Origin of the sequence: Bradyrhizobium icense, from assembly GCF_001693385.1 — a bacterium.
GTDB classification, from domain to species: domain Bacteria; phylum Pseudomonadota; class Alphaproteobacteria; order Rhizobiales; family Xanthobacteraceae; genus Bradyrhizobium; species Bradyrhizobium icense.
This window is the reverse complement of record NZ_CP016428.1, coordinates 2,484,907-2,504,734: the sequence shown is the minus strand read 5'-3', so window position 1 is coordinate 2,504,734 and position 19,828 is coordinate 2,484,907. Positions and strand designations below refer to the sequence as shown.

17 protein-coding genes are annotated in these 19,828 nt (G+C 62.7%); 12 read left to right on the top strand and 5 right to left on the bottom strand.

Annotated elements, in window-relative coordinates; genetic code table 11:
* Positions 1-123: 123 nt before the first annotated feature.
* From LMTR13_RS11825 to LMTR13_RS11815, 3 genes are read left to right on the top strand one after another with little or no spacing between them, the layout of a single operon-like run.
* On the top strand, positions 124-3,261 hold the full coding sequence (locus tag LMTR13_RS11825) for a GAF domain-containing protein (RefSeq protein ID WP_083219436.1): 3,138 nt from the start codon (positions 124-126) through the stop codon (positions 3,259-3,261).
* Positions 3,258-3,647, top strand: coding sequence for a response regulator (locus LMTR13_RS11820; protein WP_065728033.1), 390 nt, complete (start codon positions 3,258-3,260; stop codon positions 3,645-3,647). Before LMTR13_RS11825 ends, LMTR13_RS11820 begins: the two co-directional genes overlap by 4 nt.
* Positions 3,644-4,891, top strand: coding sequence for an adenylate/guanylate cyclase domain-containing protein (locus LMTR13_RS11815; protein WP_065728032.1), 1,248 nt, complete (start codon positions 3,644-3,646; stop codon positions 4,889-4,891). The genes LMTR13_RS11820 and LMTR13_RS11815 overlap by 4 nt, the downstream gene beginning before the upstream one ends.
* Positions 4,892-4,901: 10 nt before the next feature.
* Here LMTR13_RS11815 and LMTR13_RS11810 read toward each other — a convergent pair whose 3' ends face one another.
* Both LMTR13_RS11810 and LMTR13_RS11805 read right to left on the bottom strand, forming a co-directional pair.
* The gene (locus tag LMTR13_RS11810) at positions 4,902-6,476 is read right to left on the bottom strand and encodes an MDR family MFS transporter (RefSeq protein WP_065732617.1); all 1,575 of its coding nucleotides are present in this window, start codon (positions 6,474-6,476) and stop codon (positions 4,902-4,904) included.
* Positions 6,477-6,637: 161 nt separating this feature from the next.
* Positions 6,638-7,153 carry a YcgN family cysteine cluster protein gene (locus LMTR13_RS11805; RefSeq protein ID WP_065728031.1) on the bottom strand — a complete coding sequence of 172 codons (516 nt, stop codon included), beginning with the start codon at positions 7,151-7,153 and terminating at the stop codon, positions 6,638-6,640.
* A gap of 276 nt (positions 7,154-7,429) precedes the next feature.
* Here LMTR13_RS11805 and LMTR13_RS11800 point away from each other — a divergent pair, with 276 nt between their 5' ends.
* The 3 genes from LMTR13_RS11800 (at position 7,430) to LMTR13_RS11790 (ending at position 11,054) form a co-directional block, all read left to right on the top strand.
* Positions 7,430-9,712 (top strand): transglycosylase domain-containing protein, encoded by a 2,283-nt coding sequence (locus tag LMTR13_RS11800; RefSeq protein WP_065728030.1) that lies wholly within the window; start codon positions 7,430-7,432, stop codon positions 9,710-9,712.
* Between the two features lie 152 nt (positions 9,713-9,864).
* Positions 9,865-10,443: a DUF1214 domain-containing protein gene (locus tag LMTR13_RS11795; RefSeq protein ID WP_028348906.1), complete on the top strand. Its 579-nt coding sequence runs from the start codon at positions 9,865-9,867 to the stop codon at positions 10,441-10,443.
* Positions 10,440-11,054, top strand: a complete 615-nt coding sequence (locus tag LMTR13_RS11790) for a DUF1254 domain-containing protein (protein WP_065728029.1) — start codon at positions 10,440-10,442, stop codon at positions 11,052-11,054. The genes LMTR13_RS11795 and LMTR13_RS11790 overlap by 4 nt, the downstream gene beginning before the upstream one ends.
* 229 nt (positions 11,055-11,283) lie before the next feature.
* Here the strand turns inward: LMTR13_RS11790 and LMTR13_RS11785 are convergent, their stop codons facing one another.
* Positions 11,284-12,141 carry an MBL fold metallo-hydrolase gene (locus LMTR13_RS11785; RefSeq protein ID WP_065732616.1) on the bottom strand — a complete coding sequence of 286 codons (858 nt, stop codon included), beginning with the start codon at positions 12,139-12,141 and terminating at the stop codon, positions 11,284-11,286.
* Positions 12,142-12,234: 93 nt separating this feature from the next.
* On the opposite strand from LMTR13_RS11785, the gene LMTR13_RS11780 reads away from it, so the two are divergent.
* The 4 genes from LMTR13_RS11780 (at position 12,235) to LMTR13_RS11770 (ending at position 16,993) form a co-directional block, all read left to right on the top strand.
* Positions 12,235-13,110 carry a LysR family transcriptional regulator gene (locus LMTR13_RS11780; RefSeq protein ID WP_065728028.1) on the top strand — a complete coding sequence of 292 codons (876 nt, stop codon included), beginning with the start codon at positions 12,235-12,237 and terminating at the stop codon, positions 13,108-13,110.
* Positions 13,111-13,214: 104 nt separating this feature from the next.
* A complete protein-coding gene (locus LMTR13_RS11775; RefSeq protein WP_065732614.1) occupies positions 13,215-14,567 on the top strand; it encodes an IS1182 family transposase in 1,353 nt (450 codons plus the stop codon).
* A 450-nt stretch (positions 14,568-15,017) separates the two neighbouring features.
* Positions 15,018-15,287 carry a hypothetical protein gene (locus tag LMTR13_RS39095; protein WP_418219768.1) on the top strand — a complete coding sequence of 90 codons (270 nt, stop codon included), beginning with the start codon at positions 15,018-15,020 and terminating at the stop codon, positions 15,285-15,287.
* Positions 15,288-15,547: 260 nt separating this feature from the next.
* Entirely contained in the window at positions 15,548-16,993 is a 1,446-nt protein-coding gene (locus tag LMTR13_RS11770) for an IS1182 family transposase (protein WP_083218930.1), read from the top strand.
* Positions 16,994-17,229: 236 nt separating this feature from the next.
* Here LMTR13_RS11770 and LMTR13_RS11765 read toward each other — a convergent pair whose 3' ends face one another.
* On the bottom strand, positions 17,230-17,913 hold the full coding sequence (locus tag LMTR13_RS11765) for a TetR/AcrR family transcriptional regulator (RefSeq protein ID WP_065728027.1): 684 nt from the start codon (positions 17,911-17,913) through the stop codon (positions 17,230-17,232).
* A gap of 37 nt (positions 17,914-17,950) precedes the next feature.
* Positions 17,951-18,178 carry a hypothetical protein gene (locus LMTR13_RS11760; RefSeq protein WP_065728026.1) on the bottom strand — a complete coding sequence of 76 codons (228 nt, stop codon included), beginning with the start codon at positions 18,176-18,178 and terminating at the stop codon, positions 17,951-17,953.
* Between the two features lie 115 nt (positions 18,179-18,293).
* Between LMTR13_RS11760 and LMTR13_RS11755 the strand changes: the two genes are divergently transcribed.
* Together LMTR13_RS11755 and LMTR13_RS11750 are read left to right on the top strand one after the other, a co-directional pair.
* A complete protein-coding gene (locus LMTR13_RS11755; RefSeq protein ID WP_065732615.1) occupies positions 18,294-19,190 on the top strand; it encodes an NAD(P)/FAD-dependent oxidoreductase in 897 nt (298 codons plus the stop codon).
* Positions 19,191-19,211: 21 nt separating this feature from the next.
* Positions 19,212-19,685 (top strand): methyltransferase family protein, encoded by a 474-nt coding sequence (locus LMTR13_RS11750; RefSeq protein WP_065728025.1) that lies wholly within the window; start codon positions 19,212-19,214, stop codon positions 19,683-19,685.
* Positions 19,686-19,828: the final 143 nt, after the last annotated feature.

Sequence of the window (19,828 nt, the reverse complement as noted above, 5' to 3'; positions counted from 1 at the left end):
TTAGCGCAAAAGCAGGCCCGATGACGCTGGCTCAGACGCGTCCGGGATGAAATAATCCATGACCACGTGCGACGCGGCGGGGCTTCGGCCCCTGCCCGTACTCCGCTGCATATGGATGCGCGAATGGCGACCCTTCCCGAGGATATATCGGTCGATCTGAAGGTCGTGATCGATGAACTGGAATCGGCCATCGCCGATGTGGAGGCGCGCCTCGAATCCACCCGCGCCGAACGCGACGAGGCAAAGGCGCGGCGGGTCGAGCTCGAAATCGAGAATGCGAATCTGCGACGCGAGTTGGGTTCGGCCCGGGAGCGGCAGACTGCGACCGCTGAAATCCTGAAGGTCATCGCCAGTTCGCCCGCTGACGTACAGCCCGTATTCGAGGCGATCGCGTCCAGCGTCAAGACACTGCTCGGCGCATTCTCGACCACCGTGCTGCGCTTCATCGGCGACGAACTGCATCTTGCGGCCTACACGCCGACGGATCCCGAAGCCGACGAAGCGCTGCAGTCGTCATTCCCGCGGGCTCTGGCCGAATTCCCCACATTTGCGCTGGTCCGCAACGGGGAAACGATCCAGTTCCCGGACATCGAGGCCGATGACGTGCCTCCCGCAAACAAGGAGTTGGGCAGGCTGCGCGGCTTTCGCAGCGTGCTGTTCGCCCCGCTGATGAACCAGGGCACGCCGGTTGGCATCATCAGCGTTACCCGCGCCGAGCCCGGCGCCTTCGCGCCGCATCATGTCCAGTTGCTGCAGACCTTTGCCGATCAGGCCGTGATCGCGATCGAGAACACGCGGCTGTTCCACGAGACGAAGGAAGCGCTGGAACGGCAGACGGCCACCGCCGACATCCTGAAAGTCATCGCCTCCTCGCCCTCCGACGTACAGCCGGTGTTCGATGCGATAGCCGGCAGTGCCAAACGCCTGATCGGCGGCTTCTCGGCCGCTGTGTTCCGCTACATCGAGGGCAAGATCCACCTGGCTGCCTTTACGCCGACCGACGCGGCCGGCGACGCCGTCCTGCAAGCCTCCTTCCCGGCTCCGCTCGACGAATTTCCGCCTTACCACCTGACGCGCGAAGGCACACCGGCCGACTTGCCCGATACCGATCTCGAGCCAGCGGCGCGGGACATTGCGCGGGCGCGCGGCTATCGCAGCATGCTTTTCGCGCCGCTTATGAATGACGGCACGGCGATCGGCATCATCACCGTCACCCGCGTCGCGCCCGGCTCGTTCGGCGAGCAACATACCCGCTTGCTGCAGATGTTCGCCGATCAGGCGGTAATCGCGATCAAGAATGTCGGGCTGTTCAACGAGGTGCGGCGGCGGACCGATGACCTGAGCGAGGCGCTGCAGCAACAGACCGCCACAGCGGAGGTGCTCAAGGTGATCGCCTCGTCGCCAACCGAGGTCGGACCGGCGCTGCAGGCGATTGTTGAGAGCGCTTGCAAGTTCTGCGATGCGTACGATGCCAATGTCCTGCTGAAGATCGGTAACGAGCTGCACTTCAGTGCGCATCACGGACCCATTCCGACGGGCCAGCGGTCCCGCCCGGTCAATAGGGATTGGGTCACGGGTCGCTCGGTCGTCGACCGTGTACCGGTGCAGGTGGCCGATTTCCAGCCTCCGGAGGCAGCCGAATTTCCCGAAGGACAGCGGCAGTCGCGCGAACAGGGTCACCGCTGCACCCTGAGTGTACCGTTGTTGCGCGAGGGAGAAGCAATCGGCGCGATCGTGCTTCGCCGTCTGGAACCCGTCGCCTTCAGCGACAAGCAGATCAGCCTGTTGCAGACCTTTGCCGATCAGGCCGTGATCGCCATTGGCAATGTGCGACTCTTCGAAGAGGTGCAGGCCAGGACGCGCGACTTGTCAGAAGCTCTCACCTACCAGACCGGCAGCGCCAACATTTTGAAGGTGATCGCCTCCTCGCCGACGGACCTCGATCCGGTGTTGCAGTCTATCGTCGAAAGCGCCTGCGAGCTGTGCGCGGCCAGCGATGCCGTCGTGCTGCTCAGGGAGGGCGACGATCTGCGCTTCAGGGCGCATTACGGCCCGATCGAGATCAATGTCGAGAAATGGCCAATCGGCCGCGACTGGGCAGCCGGCCGGGCTTTCATGGATCAGACCACTGTCCACGTGACCGACGTTTTCTCGGAACATGCGACCGACTTCGCCAGCAGCCGGGAGCTATCGCGCTACACCGGCGGCGAGGGCATTCGCACCGTCCTGAGCGTCCCCCTGCTGCGCGAGGGCGAGAGCCTGGGAGTGCTGACGCTTCGCCGCCAGGAGATAAATCCGTTCAGCGACAAGCAAATCGCCCTGCTGCAGACCTTTGCCGATCAGGCGGTGATCGCCATCGGCAATGTCCGCCTGTTCGAGCAGGTGCAACAACGCACACGCGAACTTTCGCAATCCCTTGACGACCTCCGAATGGCGCAGAACCGCCTGGTGCAGACCGAAAAACTCGCTTCGCTCGGCCAACTCACCGCAGGTATCGCCCATGAGATCAAAAACCCTCTCAACTTCGTCAACAATTTCGCTGCGCTTTCGGCTGAATTGACCGAGGAGTTGAACGAGGTGCTCAAGCCCACGGCGTTCGCCGGGAAGGTCCGTGCAGAAGTCGACGAACTGACCGGGCTGTTGAGGGACAACCTGGAGAAAGTCGTGCAGCACGGCAAGCGCGCCGATTCCATCGTCAAGAACATGCTCTTGCATTCGCGCGAAGGTGGCGGCGAGCACCGGCTGTCCGACATCAACGCACTGGTGGATGAGAGCCTCAACCTCGCCTATCACGGCGCCCGCGCCGAGAAGCCGGGCTTCAACGTCACACTGGAACGCGATTTCGATCCGGCCGCCGGTCAGATCGACCTGTTCCCGCAGGAGATCACGCGCGTCTTCCTCAATCTGGTCTCGAACGGATTCTATGCCGTGACCAAGCGCCGAAACGAAAGCGGCGAGCCCGGCTTCGAGCCGACGCTGCAGGCCAGCACCAAGGACCTCGGCGATGCCGTCGAAATCCGCATTCGCGACAACGGCACCGGCATTCCGCCCGAGGCAAAGGAGAAGATGTTCAGCCCCTTCTTCACCACCAAGCCGGCCGGCGAAGGGACCGGGTTGGGCCTGTCGATGAGCCACGACATCATCGTGAAACAACATGGCGGCACAATTGACGTGGATACTCAGCTCGGCCTGTTCACCGAATTCCGCATCGTGTTGCCGCGAACAAGCAGTTTTGCAGACAAGTCCAGAGGATCGCCGTGAGTGTTCTGGTTCTGGTCGTCGATGACGAGCCCGACGTGGAAGCGTTGTTTCGCCAGCAATTCCGCCGCGATCTGCGTGCACAGCGATTCGTGCTAGACTTCGCCAGTTCCGCGCCGGATGCTTTGGCGCGCATTAACTCGACTATCGAGCATTCGCTGATCCTGATCTTGTCCGACATCAACATGCCAGGCATGACCGGGCTGGAAATGCTGCCGAAGGTCAAGGAAATGCGGCCCGAGGTGCCGGTCATCATGATCACGGCCTATGGCGATGTCGATACCAGGCGCAAGGCGCTCGAGAACGGCGCAACCGACCTTCTGACCAAACCGATCGACTTCGTGACGCTGCGTCAGAAGATCGATGCCAGGCTCGAGCAAGCCGCATGACCGCAACCATCCTCGTGGTCGATGATGAGCCGGATTTGGAGGCACTGGTCCTTCAGAAATTCCGGCGGCAGGTTCGCGAGGGTTTGGTCAGCTTCATATTTGCGCGTGACGGGCTCGAGGCGTTGCAGTCGCTCGAACGGCACCCACACGTCGACCTGGTGGTCACCGACATCAACATGCCACGAATGGACGGCCTGTCGCTACTCGCCAGGCTGCAGGAATCGGAGGACAAGAAATCGACCATTGTCGTGTCGGCTTACGGCGACATGAGCAACATCCGTACCGCGATGAACCGGGGCGCATTCGACTTCCTGACCAAGCCGATCGATTTCGCCGATCTCGAAGCGACGATCGACAAGACCCTGCGGCACATCGAAATGCTGCGCGAGGCACGTCGCCGTCAGGCGGAAGCCGAGCGCGCCCATGCCTCGCTCTCCCGCTATTTCTCGCCTGAGCTTGCCAAGCGGCTTGCGGCCAGCGTCGGCGACAGCACGGAGGTGACCTGGCGCGAGATTGCGGTCATCTTCACCGATATTACCGGCTTCACCTCGCTGGTGGAGACTGCCGCGCCCGAACTCCTGGGGGAACTGCTCAACGAATATGTGGCTGGAATGACTGATGTCGTCTTCGCGCATGAGGGGACTGTGGCGAAGGTGATCGGCGATGCGATCGAGGTACTGTTCAATGCGCCCAGCGACCAGCCCGACTATGCGACGCGCGCGGTCGCCTGCGCGCGGGAGCTCGATGCGTGGGGGGAGGCGTTTCGCGAACGGTGGAAGGCGAGAGGCGTGAATTTCGGCGCCACCCGCATCGGCGTTCACTCAGGTCCCGCGCTGGTCGGCAATTTCGGGGGTGGCCGCTTCTTTGACTACACGGCTTACGGCGACACCATCAACACGGCGGCGAGGCTTGAAGCGGCGAACAAGTTTCTCGGCACCCGGATCTGCGTCAGCGCGACAATTGCAACCGCGGTGGAGAATTTCAGGGGCCGACCGGTCGGTGATCTCGTGCTGCGCGGGCGCAGCGAACCATTGCGTGCCTACGAGCCCTTATCGGCAGCGAGTTTCGCCGCGCCGGCGACATCGCAGTATGGCGAAGCTTTCGCCAAGCTTGAGGCCGGAGATGGCAATGCAATGCCGGCCTTTGCCGCACTCGTCGGCTCGCACGCCGAGGATCCTCTGGTCAACTTTCACCTAAAGCGGCTGCTCAACGGCGCCAAGGGTGTCCGTATGCAGCTTGAATAGCCGAGCCGCCCTACTCCGCCATCTCCGCCGGGGTCGAGGGGCCGGCCAGCGGCCGCTCCTCCATCGCGATGATGCAGAGCGCGGCGCAGGCCAACAGCGCGGCGGCGGCGCCGAACACATAGCGGAACGCCGTGATCATGTCGGCGACCGGGATCGCGTTCGCTGGTCCGCGGTGTTCGCCGAACGAGATGCCTGCGCCGAGCGCCATCAAGAGGATCGCGCTGAAGGCGGCGACCGTGAACGACGACATCAGCGCGCGGAAGAAATTCATCGCGCCCGTGACGGTGCCGATCTGCGGGCGCGCTACCGAGTTCTGCAGCGAGACCACGCTGACCGGAAATGTCGTGCCGAGGCCGAGCGCGAACAGCGACAGGACGATCAGCAAGCCCCACAGCGGCAGCGTCGTCACGGTCAAAACCGCGCCGAAGATCGCCGCCGCCGACGTTCCAGCGACGGCGACGCGCTTGTAGTGCTTGGCGCGCGCCATGGTCCGGCCCGCGATCGCCGCGCCACAGGTGGAGATCGCGGCAAGCGGAATCAGTGCCAGCCCCGCTTCGCTCGCGGTCAGATGATAGACGACCTCGTAATATAGCGGCAGATGCACGGTCAGCCCGGTGATGGCGCCGAGCGCGCAGGCACCCGCCACCATGGCGTACGGCACCACGCTCCCACCGAGGAGCGACAACGGCAGGAACGGCTCGTCGGCATTGCGCGCGTGCCAGACAAAGGCGAGCGCCAGCGCCACCGATGCGCCGATCATCGCCATTATCGCCGGCGACAGCCATGCATAACGGTTGCCGCCCCAGGTGAGCACCAACATGACGACCACGGCAGACGCCATCAGCAGCACGCCGCCGAGCCAGTCGACCTTGCGCCGGCGATGGAACACGGGGATCTTGCCCATCTTCGGCAGCAGCAGAAACAGCGCGCCGACGGCGAGCGGTACGTTGATCCAGAAGATCATCGACCAGTGCAGATGTTCGGCAAACACACCGCCGAGCACGGGACCCATCAAGCCCGCCGCCATCCAGACGCCGCTGAAATAGGCCTGGTACTTGCCACGCTCGCGCGGTGAGACCACGTCCGAAATCACGGTCTGCACCACCGGCATGATGCCGCCGCCGCCCAGCCCCTGCAGGCCGCGGGCGAGAATCAGTACTGTCATGTTCGGCGCCACGGCGCACAGGACCGAGCCAACCGTGAACAGGGCAAGCGAAACCGTGATCATGACACGGCGGCCATAGATATCGCTCAGCGTCCCGAACACCGGTGCGACCGCGGTCGATGCCAGCAGATACGAAGTGATCACCCAGGAGAGACTGCTAACGTCGTTGAATTGCCGGCCGATGGTCGGCAGCGCCGTGGCAACGATGGTCTGGTCGAGCGCGGCCAGGAACATCGTCAGCAACAGGCTCATCAGGATGGTTCGGACCTCGTCCTGCGTCAGCGGCGCCGGCGGCGCGATCGGCGGCGCGTCGCTGACATCGATGACCTCGGTCGTGATGTGCGAGAGCTCGCCGGCGAGATCGTCTGGCAACGTGGTCTGGTCGGCAGGCTCACGGCCCTGCCGCTGGTGCTTGTTCATTTCGGACGTAATATTGTTCTGCGCGGCCAAAGCCGCCGAGATGGAATGGCCATATAGCAGGCACCTTAGAGCGCAAATTCCTCTCCCGGCAGCGCCTCGCGCGCATGGGTGCATCCCGGTAGAATATCGTCGCGTTTCCGTGATCGATCAGTGCGGGAGGTTCAAGCCTTCGGCCGCTTCTTCAGTCGCGCCCGATTCGGCAACACGGCCGGCCATTGCACGATGTGGTCCTCGAGATCTTCGTCGGGGATCTCATCCTCGGTGCCCTGCACCCGCCCGCGCACCGAAACGCCGGCTTCATGCACGGTGTCGGGATCGCCCGAGATCAGCGGATGCCACCAATAGAGATCGCGTCCCTCGGCGACCAGCTTGTAGCCGCAGCTCGGCGGTAGCCAAGTCAGGGTGCGGACGTTCTCGGGCGTCAGGCGGACGCAATCCGGAACCTTGTCGGAACGGTTCTGGTAGTCCTTGCAGGCGCACAGCCCGGAATCGAGCAGCTTGCAGGAAACATGGGTAAAGTAGATTTTCCCGGTATCCTCGTCCTCGAGCTTTTCCAGGCAGCAGCGCGCGCAGCCGTCGCACAGGCTTTCCCACTCGGCGTTGGACATCTCTTCCAACGTCTTGGTTTTCCAGAAGAATCCCTCCTGAGTCGAAGGTCGCTTGGGCGGCGCGGTCATGCAATCAGTCGTTTTTCTCGGGTCGGTCGGCCGCGGCCCTTCTAGGAGGCCCGGCGAGGGGAGCGCAAGCCGGTTCGCTACGGAGCCAAAAGCCAACGGCAGCGTTAGCGCTGACCATCAAAATGGTGAGCGAGAGCATTGGTTTATAGCCCCCGCTCGGATAGAAACAATGGCGAGTCTCCGAGGCCGCAAAAGCGCCTTGGGTTTGCCGCAACGTCCAAGCAAGACGTCTCGACCGGCACCGCCGGGCGCGACTAGAACACATCAAGGTCCCCGGTGCGCCAGATCGTACCTCCAGACATGAAGCAGAAGATCCGGAACTTCTTTCTGGATCTGGACGCGCGCATCGACTCGACGCTGTTCTCGTCGGGCAAGGGCCTGCGCGAGCTCTACGAGCGCTACTCCACCTTCATGGACCGCTTCTATGTCGGCCGCTGGAAGCGCTGGGTGTTCATTGAACCGTTTTCGGAAGCCGCCACCATCGGCCTCGGCGGGCTGATCGTGATGTTGGCGCTGGCGATCCCTGCGTTTCGCGAGACCGCCGACGACGACTGGCTGAAGAAATCCGATCTCGCAGTGCAGTTCCTCGACCGCTACGGCAATCCGATCGGCAACCGCGGTATCAAACATAACGACTCGATCCCTCTGGAAGATTTTCCGGACAATCTGATCAAGGCGACGCTGGCGACCGAGGACCGCCGCTTCTATGACCATTTCGGCATCGACATCCCCGGTACCGCCCGCGCGCTCGTGACCAACGCGCAGGCCGGCGGCGTGCGCCAGGGCGGTTCGTCGATCACGCAGCAATTGGCGAAGAACCTGTTTCTGAGCAACGAGCGCACCATCGAGCGCAAGGTGAAGGAAGCTTTCCTTGCGATTTGGCTCGAGACGCGGCTAACCAAGAACGAAATTCTGAAGCTATATCTGGACCGCGCCTATATGGGCGGCGGCACATTCGGCGTCGACGGCGCGGCGCATTTCTACTTCAACAAGTCGGCGCGCGACGTCACCCTGGCGGAATCGGCGATGCTGGCCGGGCTGTTCAAGGCGCCGACCAAATACGCCCCGCACATCAACCTGCCCGCCGCCCGCGCCCGCGCCAACATCGTGCTCGACAACCTCGTCGATGCCGGCTTCATGACCGAAGGCCAGGTGTTCGGCGCCCGGCGCAACCCGGCCTTCGCCGTCGACCGCCGCGACGAAAACTCGCCGAACTACTATCTCGACTATGCTTTTGAGGAAATGCGCAAGCTGGTCGATACCTTCCCGAAATCGTACACTGAGCGCGTGTTCGTGGTCCGCACCGCGATCGACATGAATGTACAGCGTGCTGCCGAGGAAGCGGTCGAGAACCAGTTGCGCCAGTTCGGCCGCGACTATCACGCCACGCAAGCCGCCACCGTGGTTGCCGATCTCGACGGCGGCGTCCGCGCGATGGTCGGCGGTCGCGACTACGGTTCGAGCCAGTTCAACCGCGCGACGGATGCCTATCGGCAGCCGGGCTCATCATTCAAGCCCTATGTCTATGCCACGGCGCTTTTGAACGGCTACAAGCCCTCTTCGATCGTGGTCGACGGCCCGGTCTGCATCGGCAACTGGTGCCCGCAGAACTATGGCCACAACTATTCCGGCTCGGTGACGCTGACGCAGGCGATCACCCGCTCGATCAACGTCGTGCCGGTGAAGCTGTCGATTGCGCTCGGCGGCAAGGTGGCGAACCCGGCCAAGGCCGGGCGCGCCAAGATTACCGAGGTGGCGCGCCGGTTCGGTCTCACAGCGCCCCTGCCGGATACGCCGTCGATGCCGATCGGCTCCGATGAGGTCACCGTGCTCGAACACGCAGTCGCATACGCGACCTTCCCCAACAAGGGCAAGGCGGCGAAACCTCACGCGGTGCTGGAAGTGCGCACCGGCTCCGGCGACCTGGTCTGGCGCTTCGACCGCGACGGCAAGAAGCCGGTGCAAGCCATTCCCGCCTCCGTCGCCGCCGACATGTCGGAAATGATGAGCCATGTCGTCAGCGAAGGCACCGCCCGCCGCGCCGCGATCGACGGCATCCCGACCGCGGGCAAGACCGGCACCACCAACGCCTATCGCGACGCCTGGTTCGTCGGTTTCACCGGCAACTTCACCTGCGCGGTCTGGTACGGTAACGACGACTACTCGCCCACCAACCGCATGACCGGCGGTTCGCTTCCCGCACAAACCTGGCGCGACATCATGGTCGTCGCACATCAGGGCGTCGAGGTGAAGGAAATCCCAGGCTTCGGCATGGGCACGAAGCTGCCACAGCCCGCCCTTTCCGCCAGCGCCGCAGCCAACGGCGCGGCACGGGTGCTGGAGACCAAGCCGGGACCGCCGCCGGTATTGACCAAGCGCGGCGCGGATATTCTGGTGCGCGTCGAGAAACTGCTCGACGAGGCCGGCAAGGCCGTGGGCAAGACCTCGTCGAACGACCAGAGGCAGCCCTCCAAGCCGGTCACGTCAGGCGCGCTGGCGTTTCCCGAGAACTATGTCGCAGCGGCTGGCGAGCAGGCGCCGCCGGAGCGGAAGAATTAAAAAGCATGATCCGGCAGAATCTTAACCGGCTTTCCTCGGAACAGACGCAAAGCGCCTGCGCCGACATGCTCAAGCAAAGAGAAGCGCTTCAGGTTTCGGATGAAGCCGGTTCAAGCGGAATCTGATGCCGTGAGATTTCGGAGCACTGGCCTGTGCGGCTGATCTTCATCACCTTGCTGGCATTGGCGCTTGCCACGGCCGTGGGTCTCGGCTCGACCTACCTGACGGCGACGCGCGGCACCGATCTCGGCACGCTCACGATCGGCGCCTGGACCGCGCGGCCCAAGGCCGGCAGTTCCGAAATCGATCCCTATTCGCGCGCCTCGATTGCCCGCAGCGGCGAATTGCCCGTTGGCACAGGCGACGGCATCGCCTTCACGGCCACCACCGACGACAAGAATAAGCCGCTCGACGGGCGCTGCGACGTCATCGTTAGCGGGGTGACGCCGGCGGCCCGGTTCTGGACGCTGACGCTGTTCGACCGCAAGGGGCATCTGGTCGCCAATTCGCTGCAACGCTACGGCTTCACCAGCCAGGAAATCGTCCGCGGCTCCGACGGCGGGTTCGAGATCCGGGTGGCGGCGCGCTCGCGGGCCGGCAACTGGCTGCCGACCGGCGGCATCGAGCGCTACGCGCTGATGCTGCGGCTTTACGATACGCCGGTCGGCGTTGCGACGCGCACGCAGCGCGACGCGCCGATGCCCGCCATCACCACGGTGAACTGCCCATGATCCGGCTGCTGTTCACCATCATCGCAGGCGTGCTGCTAGGCGGCGTGGTGCATCTCGTCAGCGTGCTGGCGCTGCCGCGCATCGCGACGCAAGACGCCTATTCGCGGCTGACGCCGATGACCAAAGAGAACGCCGTCACGGCGCTGCCGCTCGCCGAACCGAACAACGCGCCGATGCCATTCATGGACCCGGCCTTTGCGGTTGCCATCTGCCGCTATGACCTCACCGACGGCCCGCTGAAGCTCACGGTGCCGGTCAGCCAAGCCTATACGTCCGTGTCGTTCTACACGCGCAACGAGGTCGCCTACTACGCCATCAACGACCGCTCGGCCGGCCGCAAGGTGATCGAGCTCGACCTGATGACGGAAGAGCAGCATTCCGAATTGCCGGAAGATGAGGAAGTCACCGCCGCCGACCGGCTGATCATCGACTCTCCCACCACGACGGGCCTGATCGTGCTCAAGGCTTTGGCGCCGGAGCCCGGCCTGATGCCGCAAGCGCAAGCCGCGCTCGCGGCGTCGCGTTGCACCGTAGAGACCGAGCCGGTGCCGGCGAAGCAACCCGAGCCGGCCGCGCCCGCGCCTGCACCTGCGCCGCGGTCCAAGCGCTGATCACGTCCTCGAGCGGGATGGGTTGGGGTCGAATCGATTCGCCATTCGCGCGAAGCTAACGATCTCGTGTCCCGGACGCAGTGCAGATACTCTTCGGCGGTACACGGCAGGGCCCAGACACAAAATCGCGAAAACAACCCCATGCAAAGTAGAATGGGCCCCGGCCCGCAGCACTCACGCCGCTTACGTCCGGGGCACGAGATGGTCCGTCATCACGCCCAACCTAATCTCATCCTGCCCTGGCGTGAGCCGGCGCTTGCTGGTGTTGGCCGCAGCGGCAATTCTCGTAGTCCACGGGGTCGTGGCTGTTGAAGATGGTCACGGCATCGCCGTGATTGGCCTTGAGCGATCGTAACCTCTCCTGGTTTTCGATCCGCATGGCGCGATCCATATCGCCGCGGCGCTGAAACATGCCGAGCACCAGCGGCACCCGCGGCGAAGCCTGGATCTGGCCATAGAAAAAATAGGCATCGCCCGCGTGCAGCAGCCATTTGTCCTTTGTCCGCACGGCGATGCCGCAATGGCCGAGCGTGTGGCCCGGCAGCGGGATCATCAGGATATCAGGCTCGCGGTCGCCGAGCGCGCGCACGCCCTTGAAGCCGAACCAGTCTTCGCCGCCTTCCCCATAGAACGACCATTGCGGACCATGCTCCCATTGCGCAGTGATATAGCGGCCCTTCGGTGCGGGCGTCCGGCCGGTCACCGCCATATCGTACTCGCGGCGATGGACGTGCACCTTCGCGTTCGGAAAATCCGGGATGCCGCCGGCATGATCGCGATCGAGATGCGTCAGCAACAGATGGCGCACGTCGCCTTTGGAATAGCCGAGCGCCTCGACCTGCCGCACGGCGGTCTCGACCGGATCGAGCCGCGGCGTGGTCTGCCGGACCCATTTGGGTCCCAGCCGTGGCGGGTTGACGATGTCGCCCAGTCCGATGCCGGTATCGACCAGCGCCAGCCCGTCATTGGTCTCAATCAGCAGACAATGGCACACCATGCGCGCCCGCTGAAAGATGCTGCCGGTGCCGTTCACCAGCCGCCGGCCGATCGGGCACATGGTGCCGGTGTTGAGATGGTGGACGCGCATGACAAGGTCTCCTCCGAGGTCAGGCGCTTTGCTTGCCATCCAGAAAACCATAGGTAAAATATTGATATCTGATAATACCGATAGGAACAGACTATGGATATCCGTGAACTCCGCTACTTCGCGGCCGTGTTCAGCGAGCGCAACCTGACGGCGGCCGCCAAGCGCTGCTTCATCTCGCAGCCCTCGATCTCGGCGGCGATCACCAACCTGGAAGCCGAACTCGGCGCGGCGCTGTTCATCCGGCACAAGAAGGGCATGACGCCAACGGAAGCGGCCGAACAATTCCACGCGGTGGCCCGCCGCATCATCGATGAGACGGACGCGGCGAAAAACCTGTTCCGAAAGCCTGCGACGCGGAACGCGCTGACGCTCGGCCTGATGCGCACGCTCGACCGGCCGCGAACCATTGCGCTCCTGAAACCGCTGACCGGGACGTCCGACATCGCGCTTCGCCTCGTCGGCGTCGATGAGCCTTCGGATGCGCGGATCGTTTCCAAAAACCTGCTGCGCGCCGACGAGCATTTCGTTCCGCTCTGGGTCGAGCGTTACGTCGCAGCCCTGCCGCCGTCGCATCCGCTGACGCTGAAGGAGCGGCTGCGCACCGCTGATCTCGCCGGCGTCGCCATGATCGATCGCTGCCATTGCGAACAGAGCGAATTTTTTGGCCGCGCTGCATCGGCGTCACGGCAGCCGGCGGCGATTGCCGAATCCGAAGACTGGGCGATGGCGCTGGTGGCCGCCGGCGTCGGCATTGCCATCGTTCCCGAAGGCGTAGCGCGCGCCAATTCCGATGTCGCCGTGCGCGAGATCGATGTCGACGTGAAGCGCGAGGTGGGGCTGGCCTACAGCGCGGCGCGACCGCCGTCGGAAGCTTTGCAGAACTTCATCGCGAAACTGCAGAGCCAGCGTCCCAAAGCGGGCCGCGTCAAATCGGCGGGCAAGACCGGGCGCTTGGGTGTGCACCTATAAAACGAGAGATGTCTGCTTTTGAGGCGATTCTGTTGAAAAAGGCGGCTGTTGCGACGCAGAGATATCAGTGATTCAGTCTGTCTAAATTGGCAGGACTGAAGATCATGATGGGACACCGGCAAGTCGAACAGGCTGCGTTGTTCTATGAGTTCTCGCTCGAAAGGCATGTCCCGGCCGACCACCTGCTCCGATCAATCGATAGGTTCGTAGAGCTTGAGGAGCTGCGACGGGAACTGGCGCCGTTCTACAGCAACATCGGACGGCCTTCGATCGATCCCGAGCTGATGATCAGGATGCTCCTAATCGGCTATTGCTTCGGCATACGATCGGAGCGGCGCCTCTGCGATGAAGTCCACCTCAATCTGGCGTACCGCTGGTTTTGTCGGCTGGGTCTGGACGGGGCTGTCCCCGATCACTCGACGTTCTCGAAGAACAGGCACGGTCGCTTCCGTGAGAGCGATCTCTTCCGTCGTGTATTCGAGATCGTCTTGCGCCGCTGTATCCGGGAGCGGCTGGTCGGTGGCGAAGGGTTCGCAGTCGACGCGAGCCTGATCAAGGCGGATGCCAATCGACAGAAGGGAATCGAAGGCGACAAGGGACTTCCACCGGAGGCGGCATGCCGGGCGATAGATGAGTATCTGGCTGTCCTCGATGATGCCGCCTTCGGAGCAGCGACCGAGGTCACGCCGAAGTTCGTGTCGCCCTCGGACCCGGCGGCGCGTTGGACGGGGGCGCACGGCGGTCAAGCCTTCTTCGCCTACTCGACGAACTACCTGGTCGACATCGATAACGCGATCATCGTTGATGTCGAGGCGACCACGGCAATCCGCCAGGCGGAAGTGTTGGCCGCCAAGCGCATGATCCAACGTTCGCTCGAACGGTTCGACCTCTATCCAAGCCGGCTTCTCGGGGACAGCGCCTATGGCTCGGCCGAGATGCTTGGGTGGCTGTTCTACGACCATGGGATCGAGCCGCACGTGACCGTCTTTGACAAGTCGGCCCGCACGGACGGGACCTTCTCGCGCGAGGACTTCATCTATGACCATGCCGGGGACGTCTATCGTTGCCCCGGTGGCAAAACCCTCACCACCACAGGGACGCCAGTGAACGATGAGGCGACGATCCTCTACCGTGCGAGCAAGCACGATTGTCAAGCATGCTCTCTGAGAAGCAGGTGTTGCCCCAACACTCCGGCCCGGAAAGTGCCGCGCTCGGTCTACGAGGGCGCTCGCGACTTGGCGCGCGAGATCGCAAGATCATGGGAGGGCCGCACTTCGCGCCGGCTCCGGAAGAAGATCGAGATGCTGTTCGCGCACCTCAAGCGCATTCTCAAGCTCGACCGGCTGCGGCTAAGGGGCCCGAACGGCGCGCGTGACGAGTTCACCCTCGCTGCCACCGCTCAGAACCTCCGTAAGATGGCCAAGCTGATCCCGATGCCCGCGCTGACGCCCGCGTGAGGTCAACCACCCCAGCTCGTCCGCGGAACAGTGGGTGCTCACGACGAAACTACTGCCGACTTTTTCAACAGAATCGAGGCAAAAGCAGACATGCGCTGGTCACTCGGGAATTTGGCATTTGACCCTGGAGCGGACAATGTCATGCGGCCACGCCCACAAAACGATCGTGCTGCTGACCTGTTCCTCTAAATTGGAACCCTTCATTCTTGGAAGACAATTGCTCGCCGCGCTCAAACTGATTCCCTGACGAACTTGACGCACAGGACTCGGAAAAGCTTCTTCGCAATCCGGCCCGGCATGTCCCCAAGTTAATTATCCGATTTCAGCCGAGTGAGCTTGGAGCTTATGGCTGTCGGGCTCAGTTCTGCGGGGTACCCCTCTTGGGCAATGGAACGTTGTAGCGGATGTATTAGTTTTACCGATCTTCAAGCAGGTCGGAGGAGTGCCGCCATGACGATGAAGAATGAAAGAGATCCAGAGAGCGCGCGCGAACCTCTTGAATCGGAAGATCAGGCGCGCCGCGAATTTCTTAAGAAGGCCGGCCGGTTTGCGGTCGTCACGCCACCGGCAATAACTCTCCTCCTCGGCACGAGCCTGGATTCGCGTGCTATAGCCGGCTCAGCTGGCTCGGGAGGCAAGGGCGGTAAGGGCGGTTCACGTCCAGGCTACGGATTCGGAGACTCGAACCACTATCATATCGGCCCACCCGGCCGAAAATAGCCGCTCTCGACGGCAGGACTCTGTTGCCAACGAACGACAGCTCCTTCATTCAGAGGCCGCCTCAGTTGGCGGTCTCTTTCATATCGACCAGCGATGTCGCCCATTGGCACGAACGAACCTGCCGGGCCGACCTGCCGATGGTCGTTGACGGGGGTAGAGCGGACGTCGACGACACACAGTCAAACCGACGCTCCTGACCCTGGCTGTGTGAAAAGCCACGAGTCAGGTACGATTCCTCCGTTTCCTGATGGGGGATACGGATGGGACGCTTCGTTGAAGGCGCGGACAGATCCCAGCTGACGCTCTTGCCGGAATGCCTGGAGGATTGGGTAAGCGAGGACAACGCGGTCCATGTGATCGATGTGTTCGTCGAGGCGCTCGACCTGCATGGACTGGGGTTTGAGCGTGTGATCGCCAAGGAGACGGGCCGGCCCTCCTATCATCCGGCAGTCCTTCTGAAGCTTTACATCTACGGTTATCTCAATCGGGTGCAATCCAGTCGGCGCCTGGAACGTGAGGCGTGCCGGAATGTCGAGGTGATGTGGCTGATCGGCCGCCTGGCTCCCGATCACAAGACGATCGCCGATTTCCGGAAGGACAATGGCGCGGCGATCCGGAAGGTTTGCGCGAAGTTCGTTGCGCTATGCCGGCAAATGGGCCTGTTGCAGACCCCGAGCGTCGCGATTGACGGCAGCAAGTTCAAGGCGGTGAACAACCGCGATCGCAACTTCACGCATGCCAAGATGGCGAGGCGGATGGCGCAGATCGAGGAAAGCGTCGGTCGATATCTGCGTCAACTCGATAGCGCCGATCGGCAGGAGCCTTCGGAAGCGATCATCATCAAGACAACGAGGATCAAGGAAAAGATCGCTCGGCTGAAGCAGGAGATGGGCCGCCTGGAAGTGCTTGATGCGCAGATGCGTAACACGCCGGATCAACAGATATCGCTCACCGATCCGGATGCCCGTTCGATGGCCACCAGCGGACGCGGATCGGGCGTCGTCGGCTACAATGTCCAGGTCGCTGTGGACACCGAACACCATCTGATTGTTACGCACGAGGTCATAAACGTCGGCAACGACCGTGGGCAGCTTGCTCGGATGTCGAAACAAGCCAAAGAAGTGCTCGAAGTGGACAAACTCGAGGCCGTCGCCGACCGTGGCTACTTCGACGGAGAAGAGATATTAGCCTGCGAAGAGGCTGGCGTTGCAGTCACCTTGCCCAAGCCCATGACGTCGAACGCCAAGGCTGAGGGCCGGTTCGGCAAACAGGACTTCGCCTACCTGCCTGATGCGGACGTCTACCGCTGCCCATCCGGCCAGCTGCTGTCCTATCACTACACCAACATCGAGCATGGAATGACGCTGCGCCGGTACTGGTCGACAGCGGCGTGCCAGAGCTGCGCGATCAAGAGCCATTGTACGCCGTCCAAGGAGCGCCGCATCACGCGCTGGGAGCATGAGCATGTGGTCGAGGAGGTCCAGAGACGGCTCGATTCCAATCCCGACGCCATGCGGACGCGGCGCGAGACGGTCGAGCATCCCTTCGGCACGATCAAAGCCCGTATGGGTGCGAGCCACTTCCTGATGAAGCGCCTACGGAATGTCGCCGCTGAGATGGCGCTGCATGTTCTCGCCTATAACCTCACACGGGTGATGAACATCGTCGGCAAACCGAGCCTGATTGCAGCCATCCGCGCCACCTGAAGGTCGGAAAGTGCGTCGAAAAGCGTAATACCGCGTCGCGATACCCACTTTGGCCGTCATTGGACGATCCGACGCGAGAACATCGGCCGCCTGCCGACCACGGCCGCGTGCCGACCTATCGGTTTGCACACAACCAAGACCCAAAGCGGACGTTAGTCGGACCGTGCGGCCGACTCGTCAATTTTCATGATCGGCTGGCCTGCCTTGACCTGTTGACCGACGCGGTCACGCGCGATTCAAGTTTTGTTTTTTGACCTTGAGGAAGGCAAATATCCGGCCACGTGGTCGTTGCCACCGTGCGCGGCGATGAACATGGCGACGGCCGACCGGCAATAGGATTCGATTTCGTTGTCGTCCTCTGCTTTCGCCGGATCGAAGCGTGCGATCATCAGGAGATCGGATCCTTTGAAAAGCGCGGCAAACAAGCGGGCGGACCGGAGAGGATCGGGCACGTTCAGAACCGCCTTCGCGTGCAACTGACGCAACAGGGCCTCGATTTCGGCGATGACATGGGCGGGGCCGGCTTCGAAATGGAGCTTGCTTAACGAGTTTTGACTCGTCTTGTCGACCATGACCATGGCTTCGAGACTGCGGACGTCTGATCTCAACAGCGTGCGAAGCAGTGATGATCCCACCGCCATGAGCTGATCTTCGACCGAACCGTCAACGCCTTCAAGAAGGGCCTGTGGTGCAAACAACTGATGGCAGCCGGCCGCCATGGCCGCGCCGAACAGCGCCTCCTTGTTCTCGAAGTGCCGATAGATGCTGAGCTTGGATATCTTCGCTCGCTGGGCGACCTTGTCCAATGTCGTCGCTTGAAAACCCAATTCCACAAAGAGTTCGCGCGCGGCGTCGATGATCGTTTGGCCAAGCGCCTCGTTGGCGGGCCGGCCGCGCCGGCCCTGGCTGTTTTCGGTCACGACAATTCCAGTACTTGACAGTATCCTAATTCTTGAATTATGATACCATGAAGTATCTGAAATGTGCAAGCCAATGCGTAGGTTTCAACCTGTCCTGCAAATCAAGTTGCCCCGGCCGCCCGGCGTTATCGAATGCGGCACTGTCCGGCCGGCGAAAACAGTAATGGGCGACTTTCTCGCCGATGCCGAAGCCGTGCTCGCTGCCCGTCTCAAGCGCGTATCGGCTGACGATATTGCGCCGACTAAAACACACGGTGACTTCCATGCAACGACGAGCCCTGCTGAAGTTGGCTGCGCTTTCCACCATCGGCCTCGCCCGCGCTCAGGCCACCGCCAAGCCCAACCCGTCTCCCACCATCCACAACACGGAGCCCATCACCATGGATGACGTCATCATCATTGGCGGCAGCTTTGCCGGTCTCGCCGGCGCCCTGCAGCTCGGCCGTGCCCGCCGCAAGGTCACCGTTCTCGATACCGGTCTGCCGCGCAACCGCTTCGCCGGCCACTCGCATGGCCTGCTCGGCCACGATCACAAGCCACCGCTGGACATCCTGGCCGAGGCGCGGCGGCAGCTGGCGCGCTATCCCACGATCAAGCTGGTGAGTGCCCGGGCCGAAAGCGTCTCGGGCGCCATCGACGATTTCAACGTCCTCACTTCCGATGGCGAAAGCTTTGGGGCGCGTCGTCTGATCCTGAGCTATGGCATCACCGACCAGATGCCTGATGTTCCGGGCTTTGCCGAAGGCTGGGGCACGTCCATCGTGCCCTGCCCCTATTGCGACGGCTTTGAAGTCGCCGGCCAGCATTGGGGCCTCGTCTGGTCCGGCCCGCAGTCGCACAATCAGGTCAGGCTGTTCCGCGATTGGACCGACACGTTGACGCTCTTCGCCGATGGTCACGATATTCCGCCCGATATCCGGGCCGATCTGGCGCGACGCAACATACCCGTCGTCGATGGCCGGATCACTGGGATCGCCCAACACGGGGCCCATAACGCCACCGTCAAGCTCGATACCGGCCCCGATGTCGCGGTCGACATCCTGTTCGCGCATCCGCGCAACAAGCCGTCCGCAAGCCTGCATGAATCACTGGGCCTCGCCACGGTCAATACACCCCTCGGCATCATCCTCAAGGTCGACGAGCGCCGCGAAACCAGCATGCCCGGCATCTACGCCGCCGGCGACCTCGCCAACCCCCTCACGCCGCCATCGGTCACCCTGGCATCATCGCACGGCGCGATGGCGGGTATCTTCGCCCAGCAATCGATGCTGGTTTGAGAGCACAGATGCAGGATGAGCATGGGCGTCGAACCGAACAGCGCGGGTGTGCGCTTCCCTCCGCCCTTCGTCTATCTGGGAGCGCTGCTGTTGGGGCTGGCGGCGGAGCGGTTCGTCATTCTGCGCTCGTTCGGCATCCACTGGTGGTTGCTGGTTGCGACGGGCGCGCTGCTCTTCGTTGCCGGCGCGGCGATGATGCTTGCGGCGGCGTGGCTGTTCCGGCGGCTGGGCACCAACGTTCCGCCGTCGCAGCCAACGACTCTCATCGCAACGACCGGTCTCTATCGGTGGACCCGCAATCCCATGTATCTCGGCATGGCGCTTATGTATGCCGGCCTTGCGATCGGCTTCGACGGGCCGATCGCCTTCGCCTTGCTCCCGTTGGTGCTGATCGCGATCCAGACGCAGGTGATCGCCCGCGAGGAGCGCTATCTCGAAGCGAAGTTCGGCGACGACTACCGCCGCTACAAGGCCGAGGTTCGCCGCTGGCTCTGACTATTGCGCCGCTGCCGTCTGCGTGGCCACCCGTCAGCCAGCTTTCCCAACAGATCGCCGTCGTTACCCGGAGCAGCTTTCAGTATCTGGAAAGTATTTATCCGTTTTGCGGAGCCGTCGGCCATCCAACGACAGGGGGCATC